The sequence below is a fragment of the Streptomyces sp. NPDC001544 genome (assembly GCF_042894285.1).
Classification (GTDB): Bacteria; Actinomycetota; Actinomycetes; order Streptomycetales; family Streptomycetaceae; genus Streptomyces.
In genome coordinates this window covers 295,672-321,959 of the sequence record NZ_JBIAVN010000006.1, presented here as the reverse complement: position 1 = coordinate 321,959, position 26,288 = coordinate 295,672, and the positions used below count along the sequence as shown (strand labels likewise).

Sequence of the window (26,288 nt, the reverse complement as noted above, 5' to 3'; positions counted from 1 at the left end):
TCACGCGTCGGCCCCGGAGCGCGCGCCATGCGCTCCGGGGCCGACCGGTCTTCTGTGAAATCCAGGAATGAAGGCAGGGGGGAATTCAGCTATGCGACAGGCTACCCGAAAGGGTCTGATGACCATGGCGGCCGCGACCGGCGTGTTGGCCGCCGCCGGTGGCTACGCCCACGCGGACTCCGGCGCGACCGGCTCCGCGTCCCACTCGCCGGGCGTGCTGTCCGGCAACACCGTCCAGGCGCCGGTGCACGTGCCGGTGAACGTCTGCGGCAACACGGTGAACGTCGTCGGGGTGCTCAACCCCGCGGTCGGCAACACGTGCGTCAACCACGGCGGCGGCCACTCCTCGGGTGGGTACGGCGGCTACGGCCACGGCGGCTCGGGTCACGGCGGTGCCCACGCGGGCGGGCACACCGGCGGTTCGCCGGGCGTGCTGTCCGGCAACACCGTCCAGGCGCCGGTGCACGTGCCGGTGAACGTGTGCGGCAACAGCGTCGACGTGGTGGGTCTGCTCAACCCCGCGGTGGGCAACGAGTGTGCCGATCACGGCGGCTCGGGTCATGGCGGCGCCCACGCGGGCGGGTACACCGGCGGTTCCCCGGGCGTCGGCTCGGGCAACCTCGTCCAGGTCCCGGTCGACGTGCCGGTGAACGTGTGCGGCAACAGCGTCGACGTCATCGGTGCCGGCAACTCCACCACGGGCAACCACTGCGCGGACGGCGGGAGCTACGGTGGCGGCCACCAGACCCAGCCGCCCGGCGACGGGCACGGAACACCTCCGGGCCAGCCGGGACAGCCGGGCAACCCGGGCCAGCCGGGCAACCCCGGTCAGCCTGGTCACCCGGGTCAGCCTGGTCACCCTGGCCAGCCCGGCAACCCGGGTCAGCCTGGTCACCCCGGCAGTCCGCAGCACCCGGGCACGCCCGGTACTCCGGGCCACCCCGGAACTCCGGGGCACCCCGGTACCCCGGGTGCGCCGGGCGGCTCCTCGCACGTCGGCCAGCAGGGCGGGCGTGCCGACACCTCGTTGTCGGCCGCCGCGCAGCTCGCCCACACCGGCGGGGACCTGCCGCTCGGCGTGGTCCTGCCCGCGGGCGCGGGCGCGCTGTTGGCGGGCGCGGTGCTCTACCGCAGGGCGCGGGCCTCGGCGTGACGCACGACCGGTGCCCCCACCGGTGGAAACGGAGGGGGCACCGCCGTGTGCGGGGCCCCTTCGCGCTGCCTCACCACGTGGCGCGCACCTGACGGATGATCCGCCGGCGCAACCGCACCTTGCGGCTGCCGTCCCGCAGCAGGCTCAGTCGGTCCAACTCCCAGTGTCCGTACTCGGCATGGTCCGTCAGCAGTCGGGTGGCGTCCTTGCGGGAGACCCCGCGAGGCACGTACACGTCGACAAATTCGTATTCCGGCATCGCATCTATTGTGCGGGCTGGGGCCCGGTACGGATAGCGTCTGCACTATGTCTGATGCTGCGCAGCCCACCGCTGCCGAGGTACGCGCCGCCGCCGAGGCGGTCAAGACCGCGCTCGACCGTCACCTGGCCGCGGTCGAACGCAGGTCGGGGGAGGACGACCCGGCCGTCTACGAGGCGTTCAACCAGCTGGCGGCGGCCGCCGAGGCGTACGACGAGCTGCTCTACGACCGCTACGACGAGGTGACCCCCTTCGAGATCCCCGCCGCGGAAGACTCGCTTCCACCGTACGCGGGCCCCGAGGAACCGAACGGGATCAGCGTGCTGATCCGCCGCGACTACGCCGTGGCGGAACCCCAGCGGCTGCGCGCACAGGCCCAGCGGGTCGAGGCGGCGGACCACGACGACGGCGAGGACGCCGCCGGCACCGTCCACGGAGCCCTGGGCATCCTCTTCGGGGAGTTCGAACCCGACGAGATCGCCTCCAGGCACAAGGAGTTCGGCCTCGAGGAAGGCGACTCCACGCTCTGGGTGACCGCCGCCGAGGAACCGGCCGAACCAGGCGAATGGCTGGAGGCCCCCTTCGAGCACATCGACCAACAGCGGGTGGTGTGCCGCTTCGACGTCAGTGCGGTCTTCGACGACGAGACCGACGACGGCGACGACGAGACCGACGAGATCGACGAACTGGCGGAGGACCTCGACGAGGACGAGGACCTGGAGCCCCTGGACGCCGACCGCTGACCCGGCCGGACCGGCGGTGCCGCACGGGCCCTCGGGCCGGTACGGCACCGCCGGTCCCGATCAGCCGGCCGCCGGAACCTGCGCTCTCAACAGCACCGGCAGACGTGTCGTCCTCGGCTTCGCCAGGACCTCGGCGACGGCCCTGGGCAGCGCCTGCTCGACGCCGTGCACCACGGACAGATGCCGGCTCGCCCGGCCGAAGGCCGTGTACACCCAGGGCCGGCTGAGCGCCTGGGCCGCATCGCCGGGCAGCACCACGACCACCGCCGGCCACCGCCCGCCGACCGCCTGGTGCGCGGTCAGCGCCCACCCGTGCCGTACGGACTGCTCCACCCGCTCCCGCGGTACGACCACGGGCACGCCCGCGCACGACAGGTGCAACCCCTCGGCGTCGGCGTTCACCACCTGGCCCGGCAGCGTACGGCCGGGAGCGGGGGAGTAGGCGACCCGGTCGCCGGGGTCGAAACCGCCGAAGCGCCCGGGGCCCGGATTGAGCCGTTCCTTGAGCGCCGCGTTCAGCGCCCGGGTGCCCGCGGCGCCCCCGTGGCCCGGCGTGATCACCACCGTCTGCTCGGGCGGAACCCCGATGGCCCGCGGCACCGAGTCCGCCACCAGCTGCACCGTCCGGTGCACGGCCTCGCCCGCGTCCCGGACCGGCACGACGACGATCTCCTTGCCGGGAGCCTCGACCTGGTTCAGTTCACCGGCCCCGACACCGGAGACCAGCTCACCGAGCGGACCCGGATCGGGGACCCGGGAAGCCACCTGCGGGCAGACGCGGGCGGCGAGCAGGTCGGCGAAGACCCGGCCGGGCCCGGCCGACCACAGGACCGCCGGGTCCCCGCTCAGCACCAGGCGGGCGCCGTCGGGCAGCGACTCCACGATCACCGCCGCGCCCTCCACGTCGAGCTGCGGGGCGTCCAGCACGATCAGCAGGTCCAGGTCCAGGCTGCCGTCGGCGTCCCGGCCGGGCCCCTCGGTGCCGGCCAGCAGACCGGTCACGGTCACGACCGGGCCGCTGCCCTCCAGCTCGCCGTCGGCGGCGAGCAGGGCGGCGAACCTGTCCCGCCCGTCCGGCGTGTGGCAGGCCGCGACGGCCCGCAGTCCGGCCGCCCGGACCGCGGTGAACAGCGCCGCCGGTTCGGCGCGGGCCGCCTCGCCGCCCGTGTGCAGCACCAGACCATGGCCGGCCACGGCACGGACCAGTTCGGCGGCGCCGCCGGCCGCCGTCACCGCTTCCCACTCCTCGGGTGCTTCCTTGGACGGCGCGTTGACCAGACGGGCCAGACCGTCGGCGAGGCTCTCCTCGGCGAGCGCGTACCGCTCCAGACCGGCCAGGACGCGCACCGGGCGCTGCTCCTCGCCCTCCTCCTCGTCCTCCTGAGCCGGCCGGGCGGGGGCGCCGGGCTCCTCCAGCGCGTCCTGGAACACCAGGGCCTCGCCCTCCGCGATCGCGCTCCGCACGGTCGCCTCCGGGTCCGGCACGGCCCGCCGGGCCAGGGCCTCGGTGAGCGCGGGCAGCTCCAGAGCCGTGTGCCCGGCCAGGGCCGCCTGCTCCAGCAGCCAGACCGTCATCGCCCGGCCCCGCCGCTCGTCGTCCGGGCCGCACTCCGCACCGAGCAGCGCCCGCGCGAAGCCGTCGGCCTGCTCCGGCCGCACGCCCGCCACCCGGAGCAACTGCCAGGGATCGGCCCGCAGCACCGCGTCGGCACCCTCGCCGAGGACCGCCGCGACCTGCGGCGCGAGGGCGTCCGGCGCACCGCCCTCCGCCAGGACGCGCCGTACGGCCTCGACGGTGTCCGGCGCGGGTGCGGCGGCGGCCGGAGCCGGCTCCGGCCTGCGCACGGGCTCGGCGGCCGGCCTGCGCGGGACGGGCTCCGGCTCGGCGAACACCGTGGCGGCCGGCTTCTCACCGCTCTCCACCGCCCGCACGGCCGCGAGCAGATCGGCGGCCGTGCCGCTCAGCTTGCCACCGCTCGCGATCGGCCCCTGCCGCGCGGCCTTCCGCCGCTCGATCCGCTCCCGCTCGATCCGCTGCGCAGCCAGCTCGGCCTCCGCCTCGGACGGCTTTGATGCGGTGTCCCCGGCGGTGTTCTCGTCGCTGTCCCCGGCCGCCCCGGTCGCGCCCCCCGCGTCGGCCGTGTCGGCCTCCCCGGCGCCCGCTCCCGCGGTGGGCGGGGAGGGGTCCGCGGCCTCGGCGGGGGCGTCCGGGCCGCCCGTCTCCGCGGCTCCTTCGCCGACCCCGGTCGCCCCAGGCGTGCTGTCCGGGGTTCCGGTGCCTTCTGCCGATCCGTCGGAGACCCCCGAGGTCTCCGGGTCCGTGCTCACAGCGTGCTCCAGTCGTGATCGGGATAGCGGTGCACGGGCGCCGACACGTCGTCGAGCGCCCGGCAGATCTCGTCAGGAAGACTAAGGGCCTCCACTGACAACGCCGCCGTGAGCTGCTGCGCGTTGCGCGCTCCCACGATCGGCGCGGCGACGCCCGGACGGTCCCGCACCCAGGCGAGGGCGACCTGCAGCGGGGTCACCGCGAGACCGTCCGCCGCCGTCGTCACGGCGTCCACGATGCGGGTCGCCGTGTCGTCGAGATACGGCGCGACGAACGGCGCCAGATGCTCCGAGGCACCGCGCGAGTCCGCCGGAGTGGAGTTGCGGTACTTCCCGGTCAACACCCCGCGCCCGAGCGGCGAGGACGGCAGCAACCCCAGCCCGAGGTCCAGCGCGGCCGGCAGCACCTCGCGCTCGACACCGCGCTGGAGCAGCGAGTACTCCATCTGCGTACCCGCCAGCCGGGTCCGCGTCCCCGGCGCCGCGAGCTGCCAGGTCGCCGCCTTCGCCAGCTGCCAGCCGCAGAAGTTGGCGACGCCCACGTACCGGGCACGGCCGCTGCTCACCGCCAGGTCCAGGGCCTGCAGCGTCTCCTCCAGCGGGGTGTCCGGGTCGAACGCGTGCACCTGCCACAGATCGACGTGGTCGGTGCCGAGGCGGGCCAGGGAGGCGTCCAGCGCGGCCAGCAGATGCCCGCGCGAGCCGTCGAAACGGCGGTCGGGGTCGGGTACGCTCCCCGCCTTCGTGGAGATGACCAGGTCCCGGCGTGGCACCAGCCCTTCCAGGAGCTGCCCGAGCAGATACTCGGCCTCTCCGGCGCCGTAGACGTCCGCGGTGTCGACGAGGGTCCCGCCCGCCTCCCAGAACGCCTTCAGCATGTCCGCGGCGTCGTGCTCGTCGGTGTCCCGGCCCCACGTGAGGGTGCCCAGCCCGATCCGGGACACGCGCAGGCCGGTACTGCCCAGATGCCTCTGCTCCATGCTGGCCGAGATTACTGGCCGGGACTGGTACGTGGGCTGCCTGTGGATAACCGATTTCCCGCCCTGGTCGGAGCCCACGCACCCGCCCGTGCGGCCCCATCGTCCACCCACCCGCGCTAGGGTCGCCCCCACAGGGACGTTACTGATGGGTAAGGGGAATCGGCCATGCAGCTCGGGATCAACCTCGGCTACTGGGGCGCGGGAATGGACGCGGACAATCTCGCCGTGGCGAAGGAGGCCGACCGGCTCGGCTACGCCGTCTGCTGGGCCGCCGAGGCGTACGGCTCCGACGCGGCCACCGTGCTCAGCTGGGTCGCCGCCCAGACCGAACGCATCGACGTCGGCTCCGCCATCTTCCAGATCCCGGCCCGCCAGCCCGCGATGACCGCGATGACCGCGGCGACGCTCGACTCGCTCTCCGGCGGCCGCTTCCGGCTCGGCCTCGGTGTCTCCGGGCCGCAGGTCTCCGAGGGCTGGTACGGCGTCAAGTTCGACAAGCCGCTGGCCCGCACCCGCGAGTACGTGGAGATCGTACGGAAGGCGATGACCCGTGAGCGGCTGACGTACGAGGGCCGGCACTGGACGCTGCCGCTGCCCGGCGGGCCGGGCAAGCCGATCAAGCTGACCGTGCACCCGCAGCGCGAGCACATCCCGCTGTACATCGCCGCCATCGGGCCGAAGAACCTCGAGCAGACCGGTGAGATCGCCGACGGGGCACTGGTGATCTTCCCCTCCGCCGAGCACCTCGAGGACACCACGATCAACCACCTGCGGGCCGGGCGCGAGAAGGCCGGGAAGACCATGGACGGCTTCGACGTCTGCCCGACCCTGCCGCTGGCCGTCGGCGACGACAAGGACGTGTCCCGGCTTGCCGACGTCTTCCGCCCCTACACCGCCCTGTACGTGGGCGGCATGGGCAGCGCCAAGCAGAACTTCTACAACCAGCTCGCCCGGCGCATGGGATACGAGAAGGAGGCCGCCGAGATCCAGGAGAAATACCTTTCCGGGGACAAGCAGGGCGCCGCGGCCGCGATCCCGCAGGACCTCATCGACAAGACCACCCTGCTGGGCTCCGTCGACCGCATCGCCGACCGGATGAAGGCCTACGCCGCGGCCGGCGTCACCACCCTCAGCCTCGCCCCGGCCGGCTTCACGCTCGACGAGCGCCTCGCCTCCCTCCGCGCCGGCATCGAGGCACTGGAGCGGGCGGGACTGGCGTAGGGGGCGTTGGGCGAGGCTGGGGACGCCCGGGGCTTCGCGGCCGTGGTGGGGGCTCGGGGGATCTTCCCCGCCACGGCCGTCACGGGGAACAACGCGCCCGGGTCCGCGCGGTTACGCCCCCGCCGCGACCCCGGTGCTCCTTCTTCCGGTCCAGTCGGCCCACACAGGTGTTGCAGCACCCGCGATGCCGCATTTGACTCGATTGCGGATTCCTGCGGAAAGGCGACCCACCATGCTGTCGGCGAAGAGCGTGTTCCAGGAGATCCTCGACAACGACGAGTCCTTCCGCCTGTTCTGCTCCATCGCGGCGAGCGGCGAGGCGCAGGGCGGCTGGGAGAACGGGCGGATCGCCGCGCTCGTACCGGAGGGCGAACGCGCGCTCGTCCCCAAGATCGTCCGGCACGGTGCCGACGAGGACAAACACGGCCGGATCTTCAACGCCCTGCTGCGCAACCGCGGCCTGGAACCGGCCCCCGTCCCGCCCCGGACCGACTACACGATGCTCCTGGAGCGGCGCGGTATCGGCCTCGCCCACGACAAGCTCCGCCGCGACGAGCCGCTGAGCGTGCAGGACCTCATCGTCTACCTGGCGCACAGCCGGGTCACCGAACAGCGGGCCGCCGAGCAGATGGCCCTGCTCCGCAGGCACTTCGGTGACCACCCCCAGGTCGGCAAGGCCTTCCGCATGATCTCCGACGACGAGGCCAACCACCTCGCCTACACCCACGAGGAACTGCTGCGCTTCGCGGCCTCCGGCTACGGAAGGCTCATCCAGCGCACCCTGCGCGCGTGCGCGCTCGCCGAGATCCGCGTCCACCGGGACGTGAGTCTCGCCGTCATGGCCCACATGGGGCGCATCCTCGGCTGGTCGAAGGCCAGGCGCGCGGCCCTCGCGGCCGGCATCCGCGCCGCGTACGTCTACGAGCGCGCCGCGGGCTGGCGGCGCATGGTGTCGCTGCGCACGCCCGACCGCCGCGACCCCCTCGGCGGTCCCGCGACCACCGCCCCCGAGTTCGCCTGAGCCGCCCGGTCACAGCCACCCGCGCCGCTTGAACAGCCGGTACAGCACCACCTCCAGAGCCGCCATCAGCGCGATCGCCGCCGGATAGGACCACACCCAGTGCAGCTCCGGCATGTGCTCGAAGTTCATGCCGTAGATGCCCGCGATCATCGTGGGGATCGCGGCCATCGCCGCCCACGCGGAGATCTTGCGCATGTCGTCGTTCTGCCGGACGCCCGTCTGCGCCAGATGGGCCGACAGGATGTCCGACACCAGCCGGTCCAGGCCCTCCACCGACTCGTTCACGCGCGTGAGGTGGTCGCTGACGTCCCGGAAGAAGGGCCGGGCCTTGTCGTCCACGAAGGCCACCCCGCCGCCGCCCGTCGGCCCGGTGCCGGCCAGCCGCGTCAGCGGCAGCGCCAGCGGACCCGTCGCCCGGCGGAACTCCAGGACCTGCCGCTTGAAGGTGTAGATCCGGGAGGCGGTGTTGCGCGAACCGCCCACCTCCGGCGAGAACACCTCCGCCTCCAGTTCCTCCAGGTCGGTCTGCAGCTCGGTCGCCACCTCCAGGTAGTGGTCGACGGTGGCGTCGGCGATCGCGTACAGCACGGAGGTCGGGCCCTTCTCCAGCAGCTCCGGCTCCTCCTCCAGACGCCGCCGCACGGCCGCCAGCGGAGAACCCTCGCCGTGCCGGACGGTCACCGCGAACCCGTCACCGAGGAAGATCATCACCTCGCCGGTGGAGACGGCGTCGCTCTCCGGCTCGTACACGACCGGCTTGAGTACCACGAACAGCGAGTCGTCGTACACCTCCAGCTTGGGCCGCTGATGCGCGTTGAGGGCGTCCTCCACGGCCAGCGGATGCAGCCCGAACTCCTCGGTGACGCGTTCGAACTCCTTCTCCGACGGCTCGTGCAGTCCGATCCACACGAACCCGCCCACCGCCCGCGCCGCGGCCAGCGCCTCGGACAGGTCGTCCATGCCTTCACTGCGGTGCCCGTCCCGGTAGACGGCACAGTCGACGATCAAGTAACCCAACCTCCCGATGCCCGCACTCCGCCGTACGGCGATGTGCGCCTACGCTGGTCCGCATGCCCACGCTGATCCTCGTAAGGCACGGACGTTCCACCGCCAACACCGCCGGACTGCTCGCCGGCTGGACGCCCGGCGTCGCCCTGGACGAGCGCGGGGCCGAGCAGGCCGCCGCGCTGCCCGGGCGACTCGACGGGCTGCCGCTCTGCGAGGTCGTCACGAGCCCCCTGCAACGCTGCCAGGAAACCCTCCGCCCGCTGCTGGACGCCCGGCCGGACCTGCCCGTGCACACCGACGAACGGATCGGGGAGTGCCACTACGGCGACTGGTCCGGCCGCAAGCTCGCCGAGCTCGCGGACGAGCCGCTCATGCAGGTGGTGCAGGCGCACCCCTCCGCGGCCGCGTTCCCCGGCGGCGAGTCCATGCGCGCCATGCAGACCCGCGCGGCCGAGGCCGTGCGGGAGTGGAACGCGCGCGTGGAACGCGACCACGGCGCCGACGCCGTGTACCTCATGTGCTCGCACGGCGACATCATCAAGTCCCTCGTCGCCGACGCACTCGGACTGCATCTCGACCTCTTCCAGCGGATCTCCGTGGAACCGTGTTCCATCACCGTGATCCGTTACACCCGCCTCAGGCCGTTTCTCGTTCGTCTCGGCGACACCGGGGATTTCGCCTCCCTTGTGCCCCGTGAGGAAGCCACCGGGGATGACGCACCAGTGGGTGGTGGTGCGGGCGCACCGTGATCGTCGGGCGCAGTAGGGTGAAGCGTCCACACACAGACCCCTTCCGCAGTCGCAGCATCGATTCAATGGAGACAGGACGTGTCCCGTCAGGTGTTCCTCTACGACCCGCCGGACCGCTTCGTGGCCGGCACGGTCGGGCTGCCCGGACGCCGTACGTTCTTCCTCCAGGCTTCCGCCGGCCCCCGGGTGACCAGCGTGGTCCTGGAGAAGACCCAGGTCGCCGCGCTCGCCGAGCGCATGGAAGAGCTCCTCGACGAGGTTGTACGCCGTAGCGGCGGCCAGGCCCCGGTGCCCGCGGTGACCCCCTCCGAGGTCGCCGACACCGCCCCGCTGGAGACTCCCATCGAGGAGGAGTTCCGCGTCGGCACCATGGCGCTGGCCTGGGACGGCGAGGAGCAGCGGATGATCGTCGAGGCCCAGGCCCTGGTCGAGTTGGACGCCGACTCCGACGAGGACCTCGCGGAGGCGGAGGAGCGGCTGCTCCAGGACGAGGAGAACGGCCCCCCGATGCTGCGGGTCCGGCTCACCGGCGCGCAGGCCAGGGCCTTCGCCAAGCGCGCCCTCGACGTCGTGAACGCCGGGCGGCCGCCGTGCCCGCTGTGCAGCCTCCCGCTCGACCCGGAAGGACACGTATGTCCGCGCCAGAACGGATACCGCCGCGGAGCGTGACCGGCGCCGCCCTCCTCGCCGAGGGCGAGCTGACCGTGCGCGGACGCATCCGCGACGCCTCGAACGCGGCGCTGTACTGCACGGTGGCCCACGACGGCCGGGAAGCCACCTGCGTGTACAAGCCGGTCGCCGGGGAACGCCCGCTGTGGGACTTCCCCGACGGCATCCTCGCCGAGCGTGAGGTGGCCGCGTACGAGGTCTCCGAGGCGACCGGCTGGGGCCTGGTGCCGCCCACGGTGCTGCGCGAGGGACCGTACGGCGAGGGCATGGTCCAGCTGTGGATCGAGGCGACCCCGGAGGCCGAACTGCTGGCCCTGGTGGATGCCGAGGAACCGGAACCGGGCTGGAAGGCCATCGGCTTCGCCGAGGTCGAGGAGGGGAGGACCGCGCTGCTCGTGCACGCCGACGACGAGCGGCTGCGCCGCCTGGCGGTCCTGGACGCGGTGATCAACAACGCCGACCGCAAGGGCGGCCACCTGCTGCCCACCGCCGACGGACCCCTCTACGGCATCGACCACGGGGTCACCTTCCACGTGGAGAACAAGCTGCGCACCCTGCTGTGGGGCTGGGCCGGGGAGCCTCTCACCGCGGAGGCCGTCGGCGTCCTCGAAGGCCTGAGGAACGCCCTGTCGGACGGCGGGGAACTCGCCCTGAGACTGGCGCGGCTGCTCACCGCCGCCGAGGTCGAGGCCACACGCGCGCGTGTCGAGGCCCTGCTGGCCTCCGGGAAACACCCCGAGCCGAGCGGCGAGTGGCCGGCCATTCCCTGGCCGCCGGTGTGACAGCACACCGCGCACCAGAACACAAGATCGCCTTTCCGGCCAAGTGGCCTGGTCCGGTTCGTACGCGCGACTCTTGGGCGGTTAGGCTCATGTACATGCATGCCTGGCCCGCTTCCGAGGTCCCCGCCCTGCCCGGCAAGGGTCGCGACCTGAGGATCCACGACACCGCGACCGGGGGTCTCGTCACCCTTGATCCCGGCCCCGTCGCCCGTCTCTACGTCTGCGGCATCACCCCGTACGACGCCACCCACATGGGGCACGCGGCGACCTACAACGCGTTCGACCTGGTGCAGCGCGTGTGGCTCGACACCAAGCGGCAGGTTCACTACGTCCAGAACGTCACCGACGTCGACGACCCGCTGCTGGAGCGGGCCGAGCGGGACGGCGTCGACTGGGCCGCCCTCGCCGAGAAGGAGACGGCCCTGTTCCGGGAGGACATGACCGCCCTCCGGATGCTCCCGCCCCGGCACTACATAGGCGCCGTCGAGGCGATACCCGGCATCGTCCCGCTCGTGGAGCGGCTGCGCGACCTGGGCGCGGCCTACGAGCTCGAGGGCGACACCTACTTCTCCGTCGAGGCCGACCCGCACTTCGGCAAGGTCTCGAACCTCGACGCCGCGGCCATGCGGCTGCTGTCCGCCGAGCGCGGCGGCGACCCCGACCGGCCCGGCAAGAAGAACCCGCTCGACCCGATGCTGTGGATGGCCGCGCGCGAGGGCGAGCCCAGCTGGGACGGCGGCTCGCTGGGCCGCGGCCGGCCCGGCTGGCACATCGAGTGCGTCGCCATCGCCCTGGACCACCTCGGCATGGGCTTCGACCTCCAGGGCGGCGGCTCCGACCTGGCCTTCCCGCACCACGAGATGGGCGCCTCGCACGCCCAGGCGCTCACCGGCGAGTTCCCCATGGCCAAGGCGTACGTCCACGCCGGCATGGTCGCCCTGGACGGCGAGAAGATGTCCAAGTCCAAGGGCAACCTGGTCTTCGTCTCCACGCTGCGCCGCGACGGCGTCGACCCCGCCGCCATCCGGCTCTCCCTCCTCGCCCACCACTACCGGACCGACTGGCAGTGGACCGACCAGGTGCTCGCGGACGCCGAGGCGCGGCTCGCACGGTGGCGTGCCGCCGTGTCCCGGCCCGACGGACCGCCCGCCGAGGCACTCGTCGAGGAGATCCGCGAGGCCCTAGCGAACGACCTCGACTCCCCGGCCGCCCTGGCCGCCGTCGACCGCTGGGCCGCGCTCCAGCAGGAGCGGGGCGGTACCGACACCGGCGCCCCCGGCGTCGTCACCCGGGCTGTGGACGCACTTCTGGGCGTCGCCCTGTAGCGGCTCTCCGGACGCCGAAGCCGGACGTCGAAGGGGGCGGTACGCGTCGTGCGTACCGCCCCCTTCAGTACCTCCGGCGCGTCACTCCTCCGAGGAGTCGTCGTCCTCGGCGCCCGGTTTGGGCGGCTTCGGCGGCCGGGCACGGCCGCTCGGATTGTCCCTGAGGTACGAGGACGGCGGCCCGTCCCCGCCGTCCGCGGTCGCATGGCCCCCGGGGCCCCCGGGCGGGCCGACGTCCCGCCGCCGCAGATAGCGCTCGAACTCGCGGGCGATCGCCTCGCCCGACGCCTCCGGCAGCTCGGCGGTGTCCCGGGCCTCCTCCAGCGTCTGCACGTACTCGGCGACCTCGCTGTCCTCGGCGGCCAGCTGGTCCACGCCCACCTGCCAGGCCCGCGCGTCCTCCGGCAGCTCGCCCAGCGGGATACGCAGGTCGAGCAGGTCCTCCAGACGGTTGAGCAGGGCCAGCGTCGCCTTCGGGTTCGGGGGCTGCGACACGTAGTGCGGAACGGCCGCCCACAGCGACACCGCCGGGACACCCGCGTGCGTGCAGGCCTCCTGCAGGACGCCGACGATGCCCGTCGGCCCCTCGTACTTGGTCTCCTCCAGGTCCATCCGCTGGGCCAGGTCCGCGTCGGACGTGACCCCGCTGACCGGGACCGGACGCGTGTGCGGGGTGTCACCGAGCAGGGCGCCCAGCACCACCACCAGCTCCACGCCCAGCTCGTGCGCGAAGCCCAGCAGCTCGTTGCAGAACGAGCGCCAGCGCATGGACGGTTCGATGCCGCGGACCAGCACCAGGTCGCGCGGCTTCTCGCCGCCGACCCGCACCACCGACAACCTCGTCGTCGGCCAGGTGATCTTGCGCACTCCGCCGTCCATGAACACCGTGGGCCGGTTCACCTGGAAGTCGTAGTAGTCCTCGGCGTCCAGCGCCGCGAACACCTCGCCCTTCCACTCCCGTTCCAGATGCGCGACCGCGGTGGAGGCGGCGTCGCCGGCATCGTTCCAGCCCTCGAACGCGGCCACCATGACCGGGTCGATCAGCTCGGGAACCCCCTCGAGCTCGATCACCCAGCGCCTCCTTCCGACGTGCCCTCACGTACGTCCCAACCTTACGGCGTCCGACGCGGGCGCCCGCAGCCCCCTTGCACGGGGTGGTGAACGGATCACTGCCCCGATCACCACCCCGGAACACCCCTGGCCGTGCGGAGACTCACCACCGCCGGCCCGTGCCGAGCCGGGGCGTCACAGGGTGCTGCGAAGCCACTGCTCCACGCTCGCGATGTGCACGGTCGCCCAGGAGCGGGCCGCCTCCGCGTCCCGGTCGCGCAGGGCGCCCAGGATCGCCCGGTGCTCGCGCAGGGTGCGGCTGACCGCGTCCTTCTGGGTCAGACCGCGCCAGATCCGGGCCCGGGTGGTCGGCCCCGACAGGCCGTCGAGCAGCGAGCACAGCACCGAGTTGCCCGAGCCGCGCACGATGCCCCGGTGGAACTCCAGGTCGCAGGCGACGAGTTCCTCCACCGACGGCTCTGCGCCGAGCGCGTCCAACTGGGCGGCCAGCGCGTCCAGTTGCTGCTCGCTGATCCGCGGGGCGGCCATCGCCGTGGCGGCCGGCTCCAGGATCCGGCGCACCGCGAGGAACTCCAGGACCGTGTCGTCGCGGTGGAAGTCCACGACGAAGCTGAGCGCCTCCAGCAGCAGCTGGGGATCCAGGCTGGTGACGTACGTCCCGTCGCCCTGCCGCACGTCCAGGATCCGGATCAGCGACAGCGCCCGCACGGCCTCCCGCAGGGAGTTGCGCGACAGCCCCAGCTCGGCGGCGAGCTCACTCTCCTTGGGCAGCCGGTCGCCGGGCCGCAGAGCGCCGGAGACGATCATCCCCTTGATCTTCTCGATCGCCTCGTCGGTGACCGCCATGGCGGGCCTCCCTGTCGTTCAGACCTCCGATGTGTCAGCACATTATGGGGGCACACCGGGGGATTCCCGACCGTCGCACCGCATGCGGAAGGGGCGGCCCCATCGCCATGGAGCCGCCCATTCCGTTTTCCCGGCCCCGGTGCGGAGGGGGCCGTCCCGTGACGCCGGCTCCGGTCAGGGAAGTGGGCCGGCCGGGGGTCTACTTCTTGTCCAGCAGGTCCTGGACCTTCGCGCGGACCTCGTCCGTGGCCAGACCGCGGATCGTCAGCGTCGTACGGCGGCGCAGCACGTCGTCCGGCGTCTCGGCCCACTCGTGGTCGCGGGCGTAGACGACCTGCGCCCAGATCTCCGGGGCGTCCGGGTGGACGCGCTCGGCGAGCTCCGGGTTGTCGTTGGCCAGCCGGGCGATGTCGAAGGCCAGCGAGCCGTAGTGGGTGGCCAGGTGCCGGGCGGTGTCCGCCGCCATGCGCGGACCGGGTGCCGGGCGGTCCACCAGCAGGCGGTGCGCGACCGCGCGCGGGTTGGCGATACCGGGCAGCGGCAGCTTCTTCGGCAGGGTGGAGATGGGCTCGAAGTCGTCGCCGAGCGGATGCCCCGGCAGGGACTCCAGCTTCTGCATGACCGTACGGCCGATGTGACGGAAGGTGGTCCACTTGCCGCCGGCGACGGACAGCATGCCGCCCCTGCCCTCGGTGACCACGGTCTCGCGCTTGGCCTTGGCGGTGTCACCGGGGCCGCCCGGCAGCACCCGCAGTCCGGCGAAGGCGTAGGTGATCAGGTCACGGCTGAGCTGCTGGTCCCGGACGGAGAACGCGGCCTCGTCCAGGATCTGGGCGATGTCCTTGTCGTTGACCGCGACGTCCGCCGGGTCGCCCTCGTACTCCTCGTCGGTGGTGCCGAGCAGCAGCATGTCCTCCCAGGGGAGGGCGAAGGTGATCCGGTACTTGTCGATGGGGGTGGCGAGCGCGGCCTTCCACGGGGAGGTGCGCTTCAGTACCAGGTGCGCGCCCTTGGACAGACGGATGGACGGTGCCGCGTTCGGGTCCTCCATCCTGCGCAGGTGGTCCACCCACGGGCCGGTCGCGTTCAGGACCAGGCGGGCGTTGACGCCGAACTCGTCACCGGAGGTGCGGTCGCGCAGGTCGGCGCCCGTCACCCGGCCCTTGGTGAAGCGCAGGCCGGTGACCTCGGCGTGGTTGAGGACGACCGCGCCCGCGTCGACGGCCGCGCGGACCGTCATCAGCGCCATGCGCGCGTCGTTCATCTGGTCGTCGCCGTACACGGCCACGGCCTTGAGGTTCTCGGTGCGCAGCTCCGGCACGTCCTGGGCGGCCTTGGACGGGCTCAGCAGGTGGCCGACGCCGTCACCGAAGGCGGACAGCGCGGAGTAGGCGAACACGCCCGCGCCGAGCTTCGCCGCGCCGTGCGGCCCGCCCTTGTACACGGGGAGGTAGAAGGTGAGCGGGTTCGCCAGGTGGGGGGCCACCTGGCGGGAGACCGCACGGCGCTCGAAGTGGTTCTCCGCCACCAGCTTCACCGCGCCGGTCTGCAGGTAGCGCAGACCGCCGTGGAGCAGCTTGGAGGAGGCGGAGGAGGTGGCGCCGGCGAAGTCGCCGGCGTCGACCAGGGCCACCCTGAGCCCCGACTGCGCGGCGTGCCAGGCGGTGGAGATGCCCAGGATGCCGCCGCCGATCACGAGAAGGTCGTACGACGCCTTGGAGAGCTGCTCCCTGGTCTCGGCTCGGCTCGGGAGAGAGCCGGACGCCGGGCGCGTCCCCAGGGCAGGTATGGACTGCAGGGTGGACTGACTGGTCATTTCGGGTGCTTACTCCTCATCAGAGCTGTTCTGAGCTGTTCTGTTCAGTTCAGCTCTCGTGCTCGATCCAGCCCATGGTCCGCTCGACGGCCTTGAGCCAGCTCTTGTACTCACGTTCGCGGGTCTCCGCGTCCATGCGGGGGGTCCACTCGGCGGCCCGGCGCCAGTTGGCGCGCAGCTCGTCGGTGCTGGACCAGAAGCCGACGGCGAGACCGGCGGCGTAGGCGGCGCCGAGGCAGGTGGTCTCGGCGACCATCGGACGCACCACGGGCGCGTCCAGGACGTCGGAGAGCGTCTGCATCAGCAGGTTGTTGGCGGTCATGCCGCCGTCGACCTTGAGGGTCACCAGCTCGTCGCCGGAGTCCTTGACCATGGCGTCGGCGATCTCCCGTGTCTGCCAGGCGGTGGCCTCCAGGACGGCGCGGGCGAGGTGCGCCTTGGTCACGTACCGGGTCAGGCCGGCGATCACACCGCGGGCGTCGGAGCGCCAGTGCGGGGCGAACAGACCGGAGAAGGCCGGTACGAAGTAGGCGCCGCCGTTGTCCTCGACCGAGAGCGCGAGCGTCTCGATCTCGGCGGCGGTGGAGATCAGGCCCATCTGGTCGCGCATCCACTGCACCAGCGAGCCGGTGACGGCGATCGAGCCCTCCAGGGCGTACACCGTCGGCTGGTCGCCGATCTTGTAGCCGACGGTGGTCAGCAGACCGGCGTAGGAGTTGATGATCTTGTCACCGGTGTTCATCACCATGAAGGTGCCGGTGCCGTAGGTGGACTTGGTCTCGCCCTCGGAGAAGCAGCACTGGCCGAACAGGGCCGCCTGCTGGTCGCCGAGCGCGGAGGCGACCGGGATGCCGCCGAGCAGCTCGCCCAGCTTGCCGCCGGTGACCTCGCCGTACACCTCGGCGGACGAGCGGATCTCCGGCAGCATCGCCAGCGGGACACCGATGGACGAGGCGATCTTCTCGTCCCACTGCATGGTGTGCAGGTTCATGAGAAGGGTGCGGGAGGCGTTGGTGACGTCGGTGACGTGCCGGCCGCCGTTGACGCCGCCGGTCAGGTTCCAGATGACCCAGCTGTCCATCGTGCCGAAGAGGATGTCGCCCGCCTCGGCGCGCTCCTTGAGGCCCTCGACGTTGTCGAGCAGCCAGCGGGCCTTCGGGCCGGAGAAGTACGAGGCCAGCGGGAGGCCCGTCTCGCGGCGGAAGCGGTCCTGGCCGACGTTGCGGCCGAGCTCGTTGCAGAGCGCGTCCGTGCGGGTGTCCTGCCAGACGATGGCGTTGTGGACGGGCTCACCGGTGTTCTTGTCCCACAGCACGGTGGTCTCGCGCTGGTTGGTGATGCCGATGGCCTTGATGTCGTCGCGGGTGATGCCGGCCTTCTGGACGGCTCCGGCGACGACTTCCTGGACGTTGGTCCAGATCTCGTTGGCGTTGTGCTCGACCCAGCCCGGCTTCGGGAAGATCTGCTCGTGCTCCTTCTGGTCGACGGAGACGATGCGGCCGTCCCGGTCGAAGACGATGCAGCGCGAGGAGGTCGTGCCCTGGTCGATGGCGGCGATGAACGGGCCGGCAGTGTGGGCGTCGGTCACTGTGTGCTCCTGGGGAATCCGTGGTTGAGGGGCGTTACGTACGGCGCGTGCCCGTAGGCCGTGGCCCGGGCCGCCCGTGGACGGCCCGGTGCTTCCTAGGCGAAAGCGACGTTGTAGATGCCTGCGGCTATCGCGCCGCCGATCAGCGGACCGACCACCGGGATCCAGGCGTAGCTCCAGTCGGAGCCGCCCTTGTTGGGCAGCGGCAGCAGAGCGTGCACGATGCGCGGACCGAGGTCACGGGCCGGGTTGATCGCGTAGCCCGTGGGGCCGCCGAGGGAGAGACCGATGGAGACGACCACCAGTGCGGTGATCAGCGCACCCAGGGTGCCCAGACCGTTGCCCTTGTCGTTCAGGCCCTGAGTGAGGACGGCGAGCACCAGCACGACGGTGCCGATGATCTCCGTGGCGAGGTTCTGCACCGCGTTCCGGATCTCCGGACCGGTGGAGAAGACGCCCAGGACCGGGCCGGCGCCCTTCTCCTGCGCCTCGACGGCCTTGGCCGCCGTGGCCTGCGCGCCGGGACCGCCGACGATCTCCTTGTCGGTGAGGTGCGCGTGGAACTGGCCGTAGTAGGCCACCCAGACAAGGGCCGCGCCGATCATGGCGCCGAGCAGCTGGCCGCCCCAGTAGACGGGGAGGTTGCTGAAGTCCTTGTCCTTGATCGCGAGTGCGAGGGTCACGGCCGGGTTCAGGTGGGCGCCGGAGAGCGGCGCCGAGGTGTAGACGGCCGTCAGAACGGCGAAACCCCACCCGAAGGTGATGGCGAGCCAACCGGCGTTACGGGCCTTGGAGGCCTTCAGGGTCACGGCGGCGCAGACGCCGCCGCCGAGGAGGATGAGTATGGCGGTACCGATGGTCTCGCCGATGAAGATGTCGGAGCTGGACACCCGCGACTCCTTTGTCCTTCGTCCAGGGAAGCCGAACCCCGGGTCCCTCCGGGGGTTCAGCGCCCTCGGGGGTGAGAGCGATGCCGGCCCTTGGCGTTGTCACACTCTAGCGCGTATTGCCGGTAGGTGTTCGACAATGCCGACCGATGGACGGGAGTCTTGCCCCGGCTCGAGGCACGCGTCAAGAGTTCTGTTATCGAATATGCGATCGTTATTGATCGCTCTTACTGATCAAGGATCGGGCGCGAGAAGCACTGCTATGGGTGATATATCCCTTTCAGGGTATGGCGAGAGCCGGAACGCCGCCCTGCGCCCCGGTCCGACCCCCGATTCCCGCCGCGCTCAGAACCGCCCGGCGCCCAGATCCCGCGACACCGCGCGGGCACAGTCCCGTACCGCAGCGATCAGCTCGGGGCGCAGCTCCCCGTCCCGGCACAACCGCTCCACGGCGCCGGTGATCCCCACCGCGCCCACCGGCATCCGCCGCCGGTCGTGGATCGGCGCGGCCACCGAGGCCACGCCCTCCCAGGTCTCCTCCACGTCGGCCGCGTATCCCCGCGCGCGTGAGAGGTCGAGGATGTGCTCGAAGTCCGCCCAGTCGCACACCGTGCGGTCGGTGAACGGCTTCCGGTCGGCCTCCAGCGCCTCGCTGTGCGCGACCGGGTCGTACGCGCAGAGCACCTTGCCCAGCGCCGTGGAGTGCAGCGGCTGCATGGCCCCGATCTCCAGGACCTGCCGGCTGTCGTCGGGCCGGAAGACGTGGTGCACGATCAGGACGCCCTGCTGGTGCAGCACCCCCAGATAGACGCTCTCCCCGCTGGACCGGGCCAGGTCGTCGGTCCACACCAGCGCCCGCGCCCGCAGCTCGTGCACGTCCAGGTACGTGGTGCCCAGACGCAGCAGCTCCGCGCCCAGCTGGTAGCGCCCGGAGGCGTCGTCCTGCTCCACGAAGCCCTCCTGCTGCAGAGTGCGCAGGATGCCGTGGGCGGTGCCCTTGGCGAGGCCCAGGGACGAGGCGATGTCCGACAGGCCGAGCCGTCGCTCGCCGCCCGCCAGCAGCCGCAGCATCGCGGCCGCCCTTTCGAGCGACTGGATGTTCCGTGCCATCGCCGTACTGCCTCCGTCCGCTTCGTCCGTCGCCGCGCGTACGCCGCTGACGCCGTTCGGCAATGCCGAACACTACCGGTCCATGACGACCTCCCGCTAATGGTCGGTCGGTACTTGTTACGTCGCGCCTGGTCCGCACGCAGCCCGCGCGTGACCCACCGGCCACACTCGTCCGCGTCGTGGACGCCCTGCCCATCCAAGCGGACTCCCGGTTACGCTGGCGCCGTGCGTCTTGCCCGGGCCCGCCCGGGCAGCCGCATAGCCGACAGCCGTCGCACCTCAGGGAGCCCCTTCATGGCCTCGTTGCCGCCGACCCCTTCCGCCGACGACCCCAGGACCCGTGCGTCCGCCCTCCGAGAGGCCCTCGCCACCCGTGTGGTGGTAGCCGACGGAGCGATGGGCACGATGCTCCAGGCACAGGAGCCGACCCTCGACGACTTCCAGCACCTCGAGGGCTGCAACGAGATCCTCAACGTCACCCGCCCGGACATCGTCCGCTCGGTCCACGAGGCGTACTTCGAGGCGGGCGTCGACTGCGTGGAGACCAACACCTTCGGCGCGAACCTCACCGCCCTGGGCGAGTACGACATCCCCGAACGCATCACCGAGCTCTCCCAGGCCGGCGCCCGCATCGCCCGCGAGACCGCCGACGAGTACACCGCCCGGACCGGGAACCGGCGCTGGGTGCTCGGCTCCATGGGCCCGGGCACCAAGCTGCCCACCCTCGGCCACACCACCTTCGGCGCCATCCGGGACGCCTACCAGCAGAACGCGGAGGGCCTGCTCGCCGGCGGCGCCGACGCCCTGCTGGTGGAGACCACCCAGGACCTGCTGCAGACCAAGGCCTCCGTCATCGCCGCCCGCCGCGCCATGCGCACGGCCGGCTACGACGTACCACTGATCGTGTCGGTGACCGTGGAGACGACCGGCACCATGCTGCTCGGCTCCGAGATCGGCGCGGCCCTCACGGCCCTGGAGCCGCTCGGCATCGACATGATCGGTCTGAACTGCGCCACCGGCCCCGCCGAGATGAGCGAGCACCTGCGCTACCTGGCCCGCCACTCCCGCACCCCGCTGTCCTGCATGCCCAACGCCGGCCTGCCCGTGCTGACCAAGGACGGCGCGCACTACCCGCTGACGGCCCCGGAACTCGCGGACGCCCACGACACCTTCGTCCGCGAGTACGGCCTGTCCCTGGTCGGCGGCTGCTGCGGCACCACCCCCGAGCACCTGCGCCAGGTGGTCGAGCGCGTCCGGGACGTCACCCCGACCGAGCGCCGCCCGCAGCCCGAGCCCGGCGCGGCCTCGCTCTACCAGTCGGTGCCGTTCCGGCAGGACACCTCCTACCTGGCCATCGGCGAGCGCACCAACGCCAACGGCTCCAAGAAGTTCCGCGAGGCCATGCTGGAGGGCCGCTGGGACGACTGCGTGGAGATGGCCCGGGAGCAGATCCGCGAGGGCGCGCACATGCTCGACCTGTGCGTGGACTACGTCGGCCGCGACGGCGTCGCCGACATGGAGGAACTCGCCGGCCGCTTCGCCACCGCCTCCACCCTGCCGATCGTGCTGGACTCCACCGAGGTCGACGTCATCGAGGCCGGCCTGGAGAAGCTCGGCGGACGCGCGGTCATCAACTCCGTCAACTACGAGGACGGCGCCGGGCCCGAATCCCGGTTCGCCAGGGTCACCCGGCTCGCGCAGGAGCACGGCGCCGCGCTGATCGCGCTGACCATCGACGAGGAGGGCCAGGCCCGCACCCCGGAGAAGAAGGTCGAGATCGCCGAGCGGCTGATCGCCGACCTGACCGGGAACTGGGGCATCCGCGAGGAGGACATCCTCATCGACACCCTGACCTTCACCATCTGTACCGGTCAGGAGGAGTCCCGCAAGGACGGCATCGCCACCATCGAGGCGATCCGCGAGCTGAAGCGGCGCCACCCCGCCGTGCAGACCACCCTCGGTCTGTCGAACATCTCCTTCGGCCTCAACCCGGCCGCCCGCATCCTGCTGAACTCCGTCTTCCTCGACGAGTGCGTCAAGGCGGGCCTGGACTCGGCGATCGTGCACGCCTCCAAGATCCTGCCGATCGCCCGGTTCTCCGAGGAAGAGGTCCGCACCGCCCTCGACCTCATCCACGACCGCCGCAGCGACGGCTACGACCCCCTGCAAAAGCTCATGCAGCTGTTCGAGGGCGCCACGGCCAAGTCGCTGAAGGCGGGCAAGGCCGAGGAACTGGCCGCCCTCCCGCTGGAGGAACGCCTCAAGCGGCGCATCATCGACGGTGAGCGCAACGGCCTGGAGGCCGACCTGGACGCCGCGCTGACCGAGCGCCCCGCCCTCGACATCGTCAACGACACGCTGCTCGACGGCATGAAGGTGGTCGGTGAGCTGTTCGGCTCCGGCCAGATGCAGCTGCCGTTCGTACTGCAGTCCGCCGAGGTGATGAAGGCGGCCGTGGCCCACCTCGAGCCCCACATGGAGAAGTCCGACGCCGAGGGCAAGGGCACCATCGTGCTGGCCACGGTGCGCGGCGACGTCCACGACATCGGCAAGAACCTGGTGGACATCATCCTGTCCAACAACGGCTACAACGTGGTCAACCTGGGCATCAAGCAGCCGGTCTCGGCGATCCTGGAGGCGGCCGAGGAGCACAAGGCCGACGTCATCGGCATGTCCGGCCTGCTGGTGAAGTCCACGGTGATCATGAAGGAGAACCTGGAGGAGCTCAACCAGCGCGGCCTCGCCGTCCGCTTCCCGGTCATCCTCGGCGGCGCCGCCCTCACCCGCGCCTACGTCGAGCAGGACCTCCACGAGATCTACGAGGGCGAAGTCCGCTACGCCCGCGACGCCTTCGAGGGCCTCAACCTGATGGACGCGCTCATCGGCGTCAAGCGGGGCGTGCCCGGGGCGAAGCTGCCGGAACTGAGGCAGCGCCGGGTCCGGGCGGCCACCGTCGAGGTCGAGGAGCGGCCCGAGGAAGGCCACGTACGCTCCGACGTCGCCACCGACAACCCCGTGCCCACCCCGCCCTTCCGGGGCAGCCGGATCGTCAAGGGCATCCAGCTCAAGGAGTACGCGAGCTGGCTGGACGAGGGCGCGCTGTTCAAGGGCCAGTGGGGGCTGAAGCAGGCCCGCACCGGCGACGGACCCACCTACGACGAACTCGTCGAGACGGAGGGACGGCCGCGGCTGCGCGGCCTGCTGGACCGCCTCCAGACGGAGAACCTGCTGGAAGCGGCCGTGGTCTACGGCTATTTCCCGTGCGTGTCCAAGGACGACGACCTCATCATCCTCGACGACGAGGGCAACGAGCGCACCCGCTTCACCTTCCCCCGCCAGCGGCGCGGCCGGCGCCTGTGCCTCGCGGATTTCTTCCGCCCGGAGGAGTCGGGGGAGACCGATGTCGTCGGCCTGCAGGTCGTCACCGTCGGCTCCCGGATCGGCGAGGAGACGGCCAAGCTGTTCGAGTCCAACTCCTACCGCGACTACCTCGAACTGCACGGCCTGTCCGTCCAGTTGGCCGAGGCCCTCGCCGAGTACTGGCACGCCCGCGTCCGCTCCGAACTGGGCTTCGCCGGGGAGGACCCCAGCGACATCGAGGAGATGTTCGCCCTGAAGTACCGCGGCGCCCGTTTCTCCCTCGGCTACGGCGCCTGCCCCGACCTGGAGGACCGCGCCAAGATCGCCGAGCTGCTCCAGCCGGAGCGGATCGGCGTCCACCTGTCCGAGGAGTTCCAGCTGCACCCCGAACAGTCCACGGACGCGATCGTGATCCACCACCCCGAGGCCAAGTACTTCAACGCCCGCTGAGCAGGGACGAGCGCCGGCTCGACCGGTAAAACAGGCGCTCCACCATCCGGAGTCGTACACTGGTCGATCCACCGCAGGCCGGTTCCCGCACGGGAACCGGCCTGATCGTCCCTCCAGGAGGTGCGCCCCGATGACCAGCACGGTACCCGCGCTCGGAACCCGTACGGCGGAAGGCTCCGCCCTCCAGGCGGTGCTGCTCGACATGGACGGCACCCTGGTGGACACCGAGGGCTTCTGGTGGGACGTGGAGGTGGAGGTCTTCGCCCGTCTCGGCCACACCCTCGACGAGGCCTGGCGCCAGGTCGTGGTCGGCGGACCCATGGCCCGCAGCGCGGGCTTCCTCATCGAGGCCACCGGCGCCGACATCACCCTCGCCGAGCTCAGCGTGCTGCTCAACGACGGCTTCGAGGACCGTATCGGGCGTGCGCTGCCGCTGATGCCCGGGGCCGCCAGACTGCTGGCCGAGCTGCACGAGCAGCGGATCCCGACCGCCCTGGTCTCCGCCTCGCACCGTCGCATCATCGACCGCGTGCTCGCCTTGCTCGGACCCCAGCACTTCACCCTGTCCATCGCCGGCGACGAGGTGTCGCGCACCAAGCCGCACCCGGACCCGTATCTGCTCGCCGCCGCCGGACTGGCCGTGGACCCGGTCAGATGCGCGGTCGTCGAGGACACCGCGACCGGGGTCGCCGCGGCCGAGGCCGCCGGTTGTCACGTGGTCGCCGTGCCGTCCGTCGCGCCCATCGCCCCGGCCGTCCGGCGGACCGTCGTGACCTCACTGGAAGAGGTCGACCTGGCATTTCTGCGCGGTCTGATGACGGAAATGCGCTAGCCGTTCACCCAGCGTGCAAAGCCCATTGGGCGAAATCCCGGTTCAGTACGCCCGGGCAGGCCGGGCGGAATTCGTAGCGGACCGACCGGCCGAATTCCACCACCGAACAAGCGAGTTGGAAGTGTGACGTTCGACACCTCTTCGAGGGTCGACAGGCGAGTTCAGCTGTGCTGCTCATCTTTGTTCTGTGGGATTCTGTGCGACCTTGTGTCCCGATTCATGGAACGCTGCACTAATCCTGCCACTGTCGGGTTTTCGGTGTGTCCGCACCCGGTTTCACTGCGTGATGGGAACTCAACTCCGTCGGTTGCGAACCCTCGTGCGGGCGCGGACTAATCTCGACGCGAGAACATCGCACTTACCCCGTGACCCGCCGCGACACCCATGCATGCCGGGTACACGGACTCGAACAGCTCTGGAGAAACTCGAGCATGAACCGCAAGACTTTGGTGCTGCCGGCCGTAGCCGGCCTGCTCGCGCCGGTTCTCGCCGCGTGCGGCGGGGAGAACAGCGGGAGCAAGAGCGACGACGCGATCGTCGTCGGCACCACCGACCGGTTCACGGCCACGAAGAACGCCCCGGCCCCGCTCGACCCGGCCTACGCCTACGACGTCGGCACCTGGAACATCCTGCGCCAGACCGTGCAGACCCTCATGATCCAGCCCAAGGGTGAGGGAGACCCCGTACCCGAGGCCGCCGAGAGCTGCGGGTTCACCGACAGCGGCAACGAGCGCTACGCCTGCAAGCTCCGCGACGGGCTGAAGTTCGCCAACGGCGACGCCGTCACCGCCCAGGACGTGAAGTACTCGATCGAGCGCGCCCTGCATATCAAGGCCGACAGCGGTGTGTTCGCCCTGCTGTCGACCATCGACACCATCGAGACGCAGGGCGACCGCGAGGTGATCTTCCACCTCAAGACCGCCGACGCCACCTTCCCGTACAAGCTGTCCACCCCGGTCGCGGGCATCGTGAACCCCAAGGACTACGCGAAGGACAAGCTGCGCGACGGCTTCTCGATCGACGGCTCCGGCCCCTACACCTTCCAGGCCGACACCAAGAACGACGAGATCACCACCGCCACCTTCACCAAGAACCCCGATTACAAGGGCAGTCTGAAGGTCAGCAACGACCAGGTGCAGATGCGCTCCTTCGCCGACGCCGACGCCATGGGCGCCGCCATCGACAAGGGTGACATCGACGTCATGACCCGCACCATGTCGCCCGCCCAGATCAACAAGCTCGACGCCGGCTCAGACGAGAACGTCGACCTCGTCGACATGCCCGGTCTGGAAATCCGCTACCTGGCCTTCAACACCGACTCGCCCACCGTGAAGAACACCGCGGTCCGCCAGGCGATGGCCCAGCTCATCAACCGCGGCGAGCTCGTCTCCAAGGTGTACGGCTCGCAGGCCGAACCGCTGTACTCGCTGGTCCCGGCCAACGTGACGGGCCACTCCAACTCGTTCTTCAACACGTACGGCGAGCCGAGCGTCACCAAGGCCAAGTCGCTGCTGACCAGGGCCGGCATCAACACCCCGGTGAAGCTGACGATGCACTACACCACCGACCACTACGGTGCCGCGACCAAGCAGGAGTTCCAGATCCTGCAGAAGCAACTCAACGCCAGCGGCCTGTTCGACGTCAGCATCCAGGGCTCCCCCTGGTCCACCTTCCGCCAGGCCGAGCAGAAGGGGAAGTACGACGTCTACGGCATGGGCTGGTTCCCCGACTTCCCGGACGCCGACAACTTCCTCGCGCCGTTCCTCGACAAGAACAACTTCCTCGGCTCGCCGTACGACAACACCGAGATCCGCAACTCACTGATCCCGGCGTCCCGTCGCGAGGCCGACCGGCTCACCGCCGCCAAGAACCTGACGAAGATCCAGGACATCGTGGCCGACGAGGTCCCCATCCTGCCGCTGTGGCAGGGCAAGCAGTACGTCGGCGCACGCACCGACATCACGGGTACCTCCTACGCGCTCAACTCCACCTCCACGCTCCAGCTGTGGGAGCTCGGCCGCGGTGTGAGCGGCTGACGCTCCCTCCTCACACCCGGGGCCGGTGACCGCGGCCCCGGGTTTCGACGACGA

At 71.2% G+C, this 26,288-nt stretch carries 21 protein-coding genes; 11 read left to right on the top strand and 10 right to left on the bottom strand.

Annotated features, from left to right (window positions below; genetic code table 11):
• Window positions 1–91: 91 nt before the first annotated feature.
• Entirely contained in the window at window positions 92–1,153 is a 1,062-nt protein-coding gene (locus ACFY0F_RS18700; RefSeq protein ID WP_388794883.1) for a chaplin family protein, read from the top strand.
• 70 nt (window positions 1,154–1,223) lie between these two features.
• On the opposite strand, the gene ACFY0F_RS18695 is transcribed toward ACFY0F_RS18700, so the two are convergent.
• Window positions 1,224–1,412 carry a DUF5703 family protein gene (locus ACFY0F_RS18695; protein ID WP_030053310.1) on the bottom strand — a complete coding sequence of 63 codons (189 nt, stop codon included), beginning with the start codon at window positions 1,410–1,412 and terminating at the stop codon, window positions 1,224–1,226.
• 47 nt (window positions 1,413–1,459) lie between these two features.
• On the opposite strand from ACFY0F_RS18695, the gene ACFY0F_RS18690 reads away from it, so the two are divergent.
• Complete coding sequence (locus tag ACFY0F_RS18690; RefSeq protein WP_388794881.1) at window positions 1,460–2,155, top strand: hypothetical protein; 696 nt, start codon at window positions 1,460–1,462, stop codon at window positions 2,153–2,155.
• Between the two features lie 60 nt (window positions 2,156–2,215).
• Here the strand turns inward: ACFY0F_RS18690 and ACFY0F_RS18685 are convergent, their stop codons facing one another.
• Both ACFY0F_RS18685 and ACFY0F_RS18680 read right to left on the bottom strand, forming a co-directional pair.
• On the bottom strand, window positions 2,216–4,483 hold the full coding sequence (locus tag ACFY0F_RS18685) for a helix-hairpin-helix domain-containing protein (protein ID WP_388794878.1): 2,268 nt from the start codon (window positions 4,481–4,483) through the stop codon (window positions 2,216–2,218).
• The gene (locus tag ACFY0F_RS18680) at window positions 4,480–5,463 is read right to left on the bottom strand and encodes an aldo/keto reductase (RefSeq protein ID WP_388794875.1); all 984 of its coding nucleotides are present in this window, start codon (window positions 5,461–5,463) and stop codon (window positions 4,480–4,482) included. The genes ACFY0F_RS18685 and ACFY0F_RS18680 overlap by 4 nt, the downstream gene beginning before the upstream one ends.
• Window positions 5,464–5,628: 165 nt before the next feature.
• Here ACFY0F_RS18680 and ACFY0F_RS18675 point away from each other — a divergent pair, with 165 nt between their 5' ends.
• Both ACFY0F_RS18675 and ACFY0F_RS18670 read left to right on the top strand, forming a co-directional pair.
• Entirely contained in the window at window positions 5,629–6,684 is a 1,056-nt protein-coding gene (locus ACFY0F_RS18675) for an LLM class F420-dependent oxidoreductase (protein WP_388794872.1), read from the top strand.
• Window positions 6,685–6,916: 232 nt separating this feature from the next.
• Window positions 6,917–7,705 (top strand): ferritin-like domain-containing protein, encoded by a 789-nt coding sequence (locus ACFY0F_RS18670; RefSeq protein WP_388794869.1) that lies wholly within the window; start codon window positions 6,917–6,919, stop codon window positions 7,703–7,705.
• A gap of 9 nt (window positions 7,706–7,714) precedes the next feature.
• Here the strand turns inward: ACFY0F_RS18670 and corA are convergent, their stop codons facing one another.
• Complete coding sequence (corA, locus tag ACFY0F_RS18665; RefSeq protein WP_388794866.1) at window positions 7,715–8,713, bottom strand: magnesium/cobalt transporter CorA; 999 nt, start codon at window positions 8,711–8,713, stop codon at window positions 7,715–7,717.
• 62 nt (window positions 8,714–8,775) lie between these two features.
• On the opposite strand from corA, the gene ACFY0F_RS18660 reads away from it, so the two are divergent.
• The 4 genes from ACFY0F_RS18660 (at window position 8,776) to mshC (ending at window position 12,238) form a co-directional block, all read left to right on the top strand.
• Window positions 8,776–9,462, top strand: a complete 687-nt coding sequence (locus tag ACFY0F_RS18660; RefSeq protein WP_388794863.1) for a histidine phosphatase family protein — start codon at window positions 8,776–8,778, stop codon at window positions 9,460–9,462.
• 78 nt (window positions 9,463–9,540) lie between these two features.
• A complete protein-coding gene (locus ACFY0F_RS18655) occupies window positions 9,541–10,131 on the top strand; it encodes a DUF3090 domain-containing protein (protein ID WP_388794860.1) in 591 nt (196 codons plus the stop codon).
• Entirely contained in the window at window positions 10,095–10,913 is an 819-nt protein-coding gene (locus ACFY0F_RS18650) for an SCO1664 family protein (protein ID WP_388794857.1), read from the top strand. Before ACFY0F_RS18655 ends, ACFY0F_RS18650 begins: the two co-directional genes overlap by 37 nt.
• 95 nt (window positions 10,914–11,008) lie before the next feature.
• Window positions 11,009–12,238, top strand: coding sequence for a cysteine--1-D-myo-inosityl 2-amino-2-deoxy-alpha-D-glucopyranoside ligase (gene mshC / locus ACFY0F_RS18645; RefSeq protein WP_388794854.1), 1,230 nt, complete (start codon window positions 11,009–11,011; stop codon window positions 12,236–12,238).
• 81 nt (window positions 12,239–12,319) lie between these two features.
• On the opposite strand, the gene ACFY0F_RS18640 is transcribed toward mshC, so the two are convergent.
• From ACFY0F_RS18640 to ACFY0F_RS18615, 6 genes are all read right to left on the bottom strand, one after another.
• Window positions 12,320–13,309, bottom strand: a complete 990-nt coding sequence (locus ACFY0F_RS18640) for a PAC2 family protein (protein ID WP_388794851.1) — start codon at window positions 13,307–13,309, stop codon at window positions 12,320–12,322.
• A gap of 174 nt (window positions 13,310–13,483) precedes the next feature.
• The gene (locus ACFY0F_RS18635; protein WP_388794847.1) at window positions 13,484–14,155 is read right to left on the bottom strand and encodes a FadR/GntR family transcriptional regulator; all 672 of its coding nucleotides are present in this window, start codon (window positions 14,153–14,155) and stop codon (window positions 13,484–13,486) included.
• Window positions 14,156–14,354: 199 nt separating this feature from the next.
• Window positions 14,355–15,971 (bottom strand): FAD-dependent oxidoreductase, encoded by a 1,617-nt coding sequence (locus ACFY0F_RS18630; protein WP_388794844.1) that lies wholly within the window; start codon window positions 15,969–15,971, stop codon window positions 14,355–14,357.
• A gap of 49 nt (window positions 15,972–16,020) precedes the next feature.
• Window positions 16,021–17,559 carry a glycerol kinase GlpK gene (gene glpK, locus ACFY0F_RS18625; RefSeq protein WP_388794840.1) on the bottom strand — a complete coding sequence of 513 codons (1,539 nt, stop codon included), beginning with the start codon at window positions 17,557–17,559 and terminating at the stop codon, window positions 16,021–16,023.
• Window positions 17,560–17,654: 95 nt separating this feature from the next.
• Window positions 17,655–18,449: an MIP/aquaporin family protein gene (locus tag ACFY0F_RS18620; RefSeq protein WP_388794837.1), complete on the bottom strand. Its 795-nt coding sequence runs from the start codon at window positions 18,447–18,449 to the stop codon at window positions 17,655–17,657.
• Between the two features lie 342 nt (window positions 18,450–18,791).
• A complete protein-coding gene (locus ACFY0F_RS18615; RefSeq protein ID WP_388794834.1) occupies window positions 18,792–19,556 on the bottom strand; it encodes an IclR family transcriptional regulator in 765 nt (254 codons plus the stop codon).
• A 294-nt stretch (window positions 19,557–19,850) separates the two neighbouring features.
• Between ACFY0F_RS18615 and metH the strand changes: the two genes are divergently transcribed.
• The 3 genes from metH to ACFY0F_RS18600 all read left to right on the top strand — a co-directional run bounded on the left by metH (window position 19,851) and on the right by ACFY0F_RS18600 (window position 26,234).
• Window positions 19,851–23,366, top strand: coding sequence for a methionine synthase (gene metH / locus ACFY0F_RS18610; protein ID WP_388794831.1), 3,516 nt, complete (start codon window positions 19,851–19,853; stop codon window positions 23,364–23,366).
• Window positions 23,367–23,496: 130 nt separating this feature from the next.
• Entirely contained in the window at window positions 23,497–24,198 is a 702-nt protein-coding gene (locus ACFY0F_RS18605; RefSeq protein ID WP_388794828.1) for an HAD family hydrolase, read from the top strand.
• Between the two features lie 431 nt (window positions 24,199–24,629).
• Window positions 24,630–26,234: an ABC transporter substrate-binding protein gene (locus ACFY0F_RS18600; protein WP_388794825.1), complete on the top strand. Its 1,605-nt coding sequence runs from the start codon at window positions 24,630–24,632 to the stop codon at window positions 26,232–26,234.
• Window positions 26,235–26,288 lie beyond the last annotated feature (54 nt).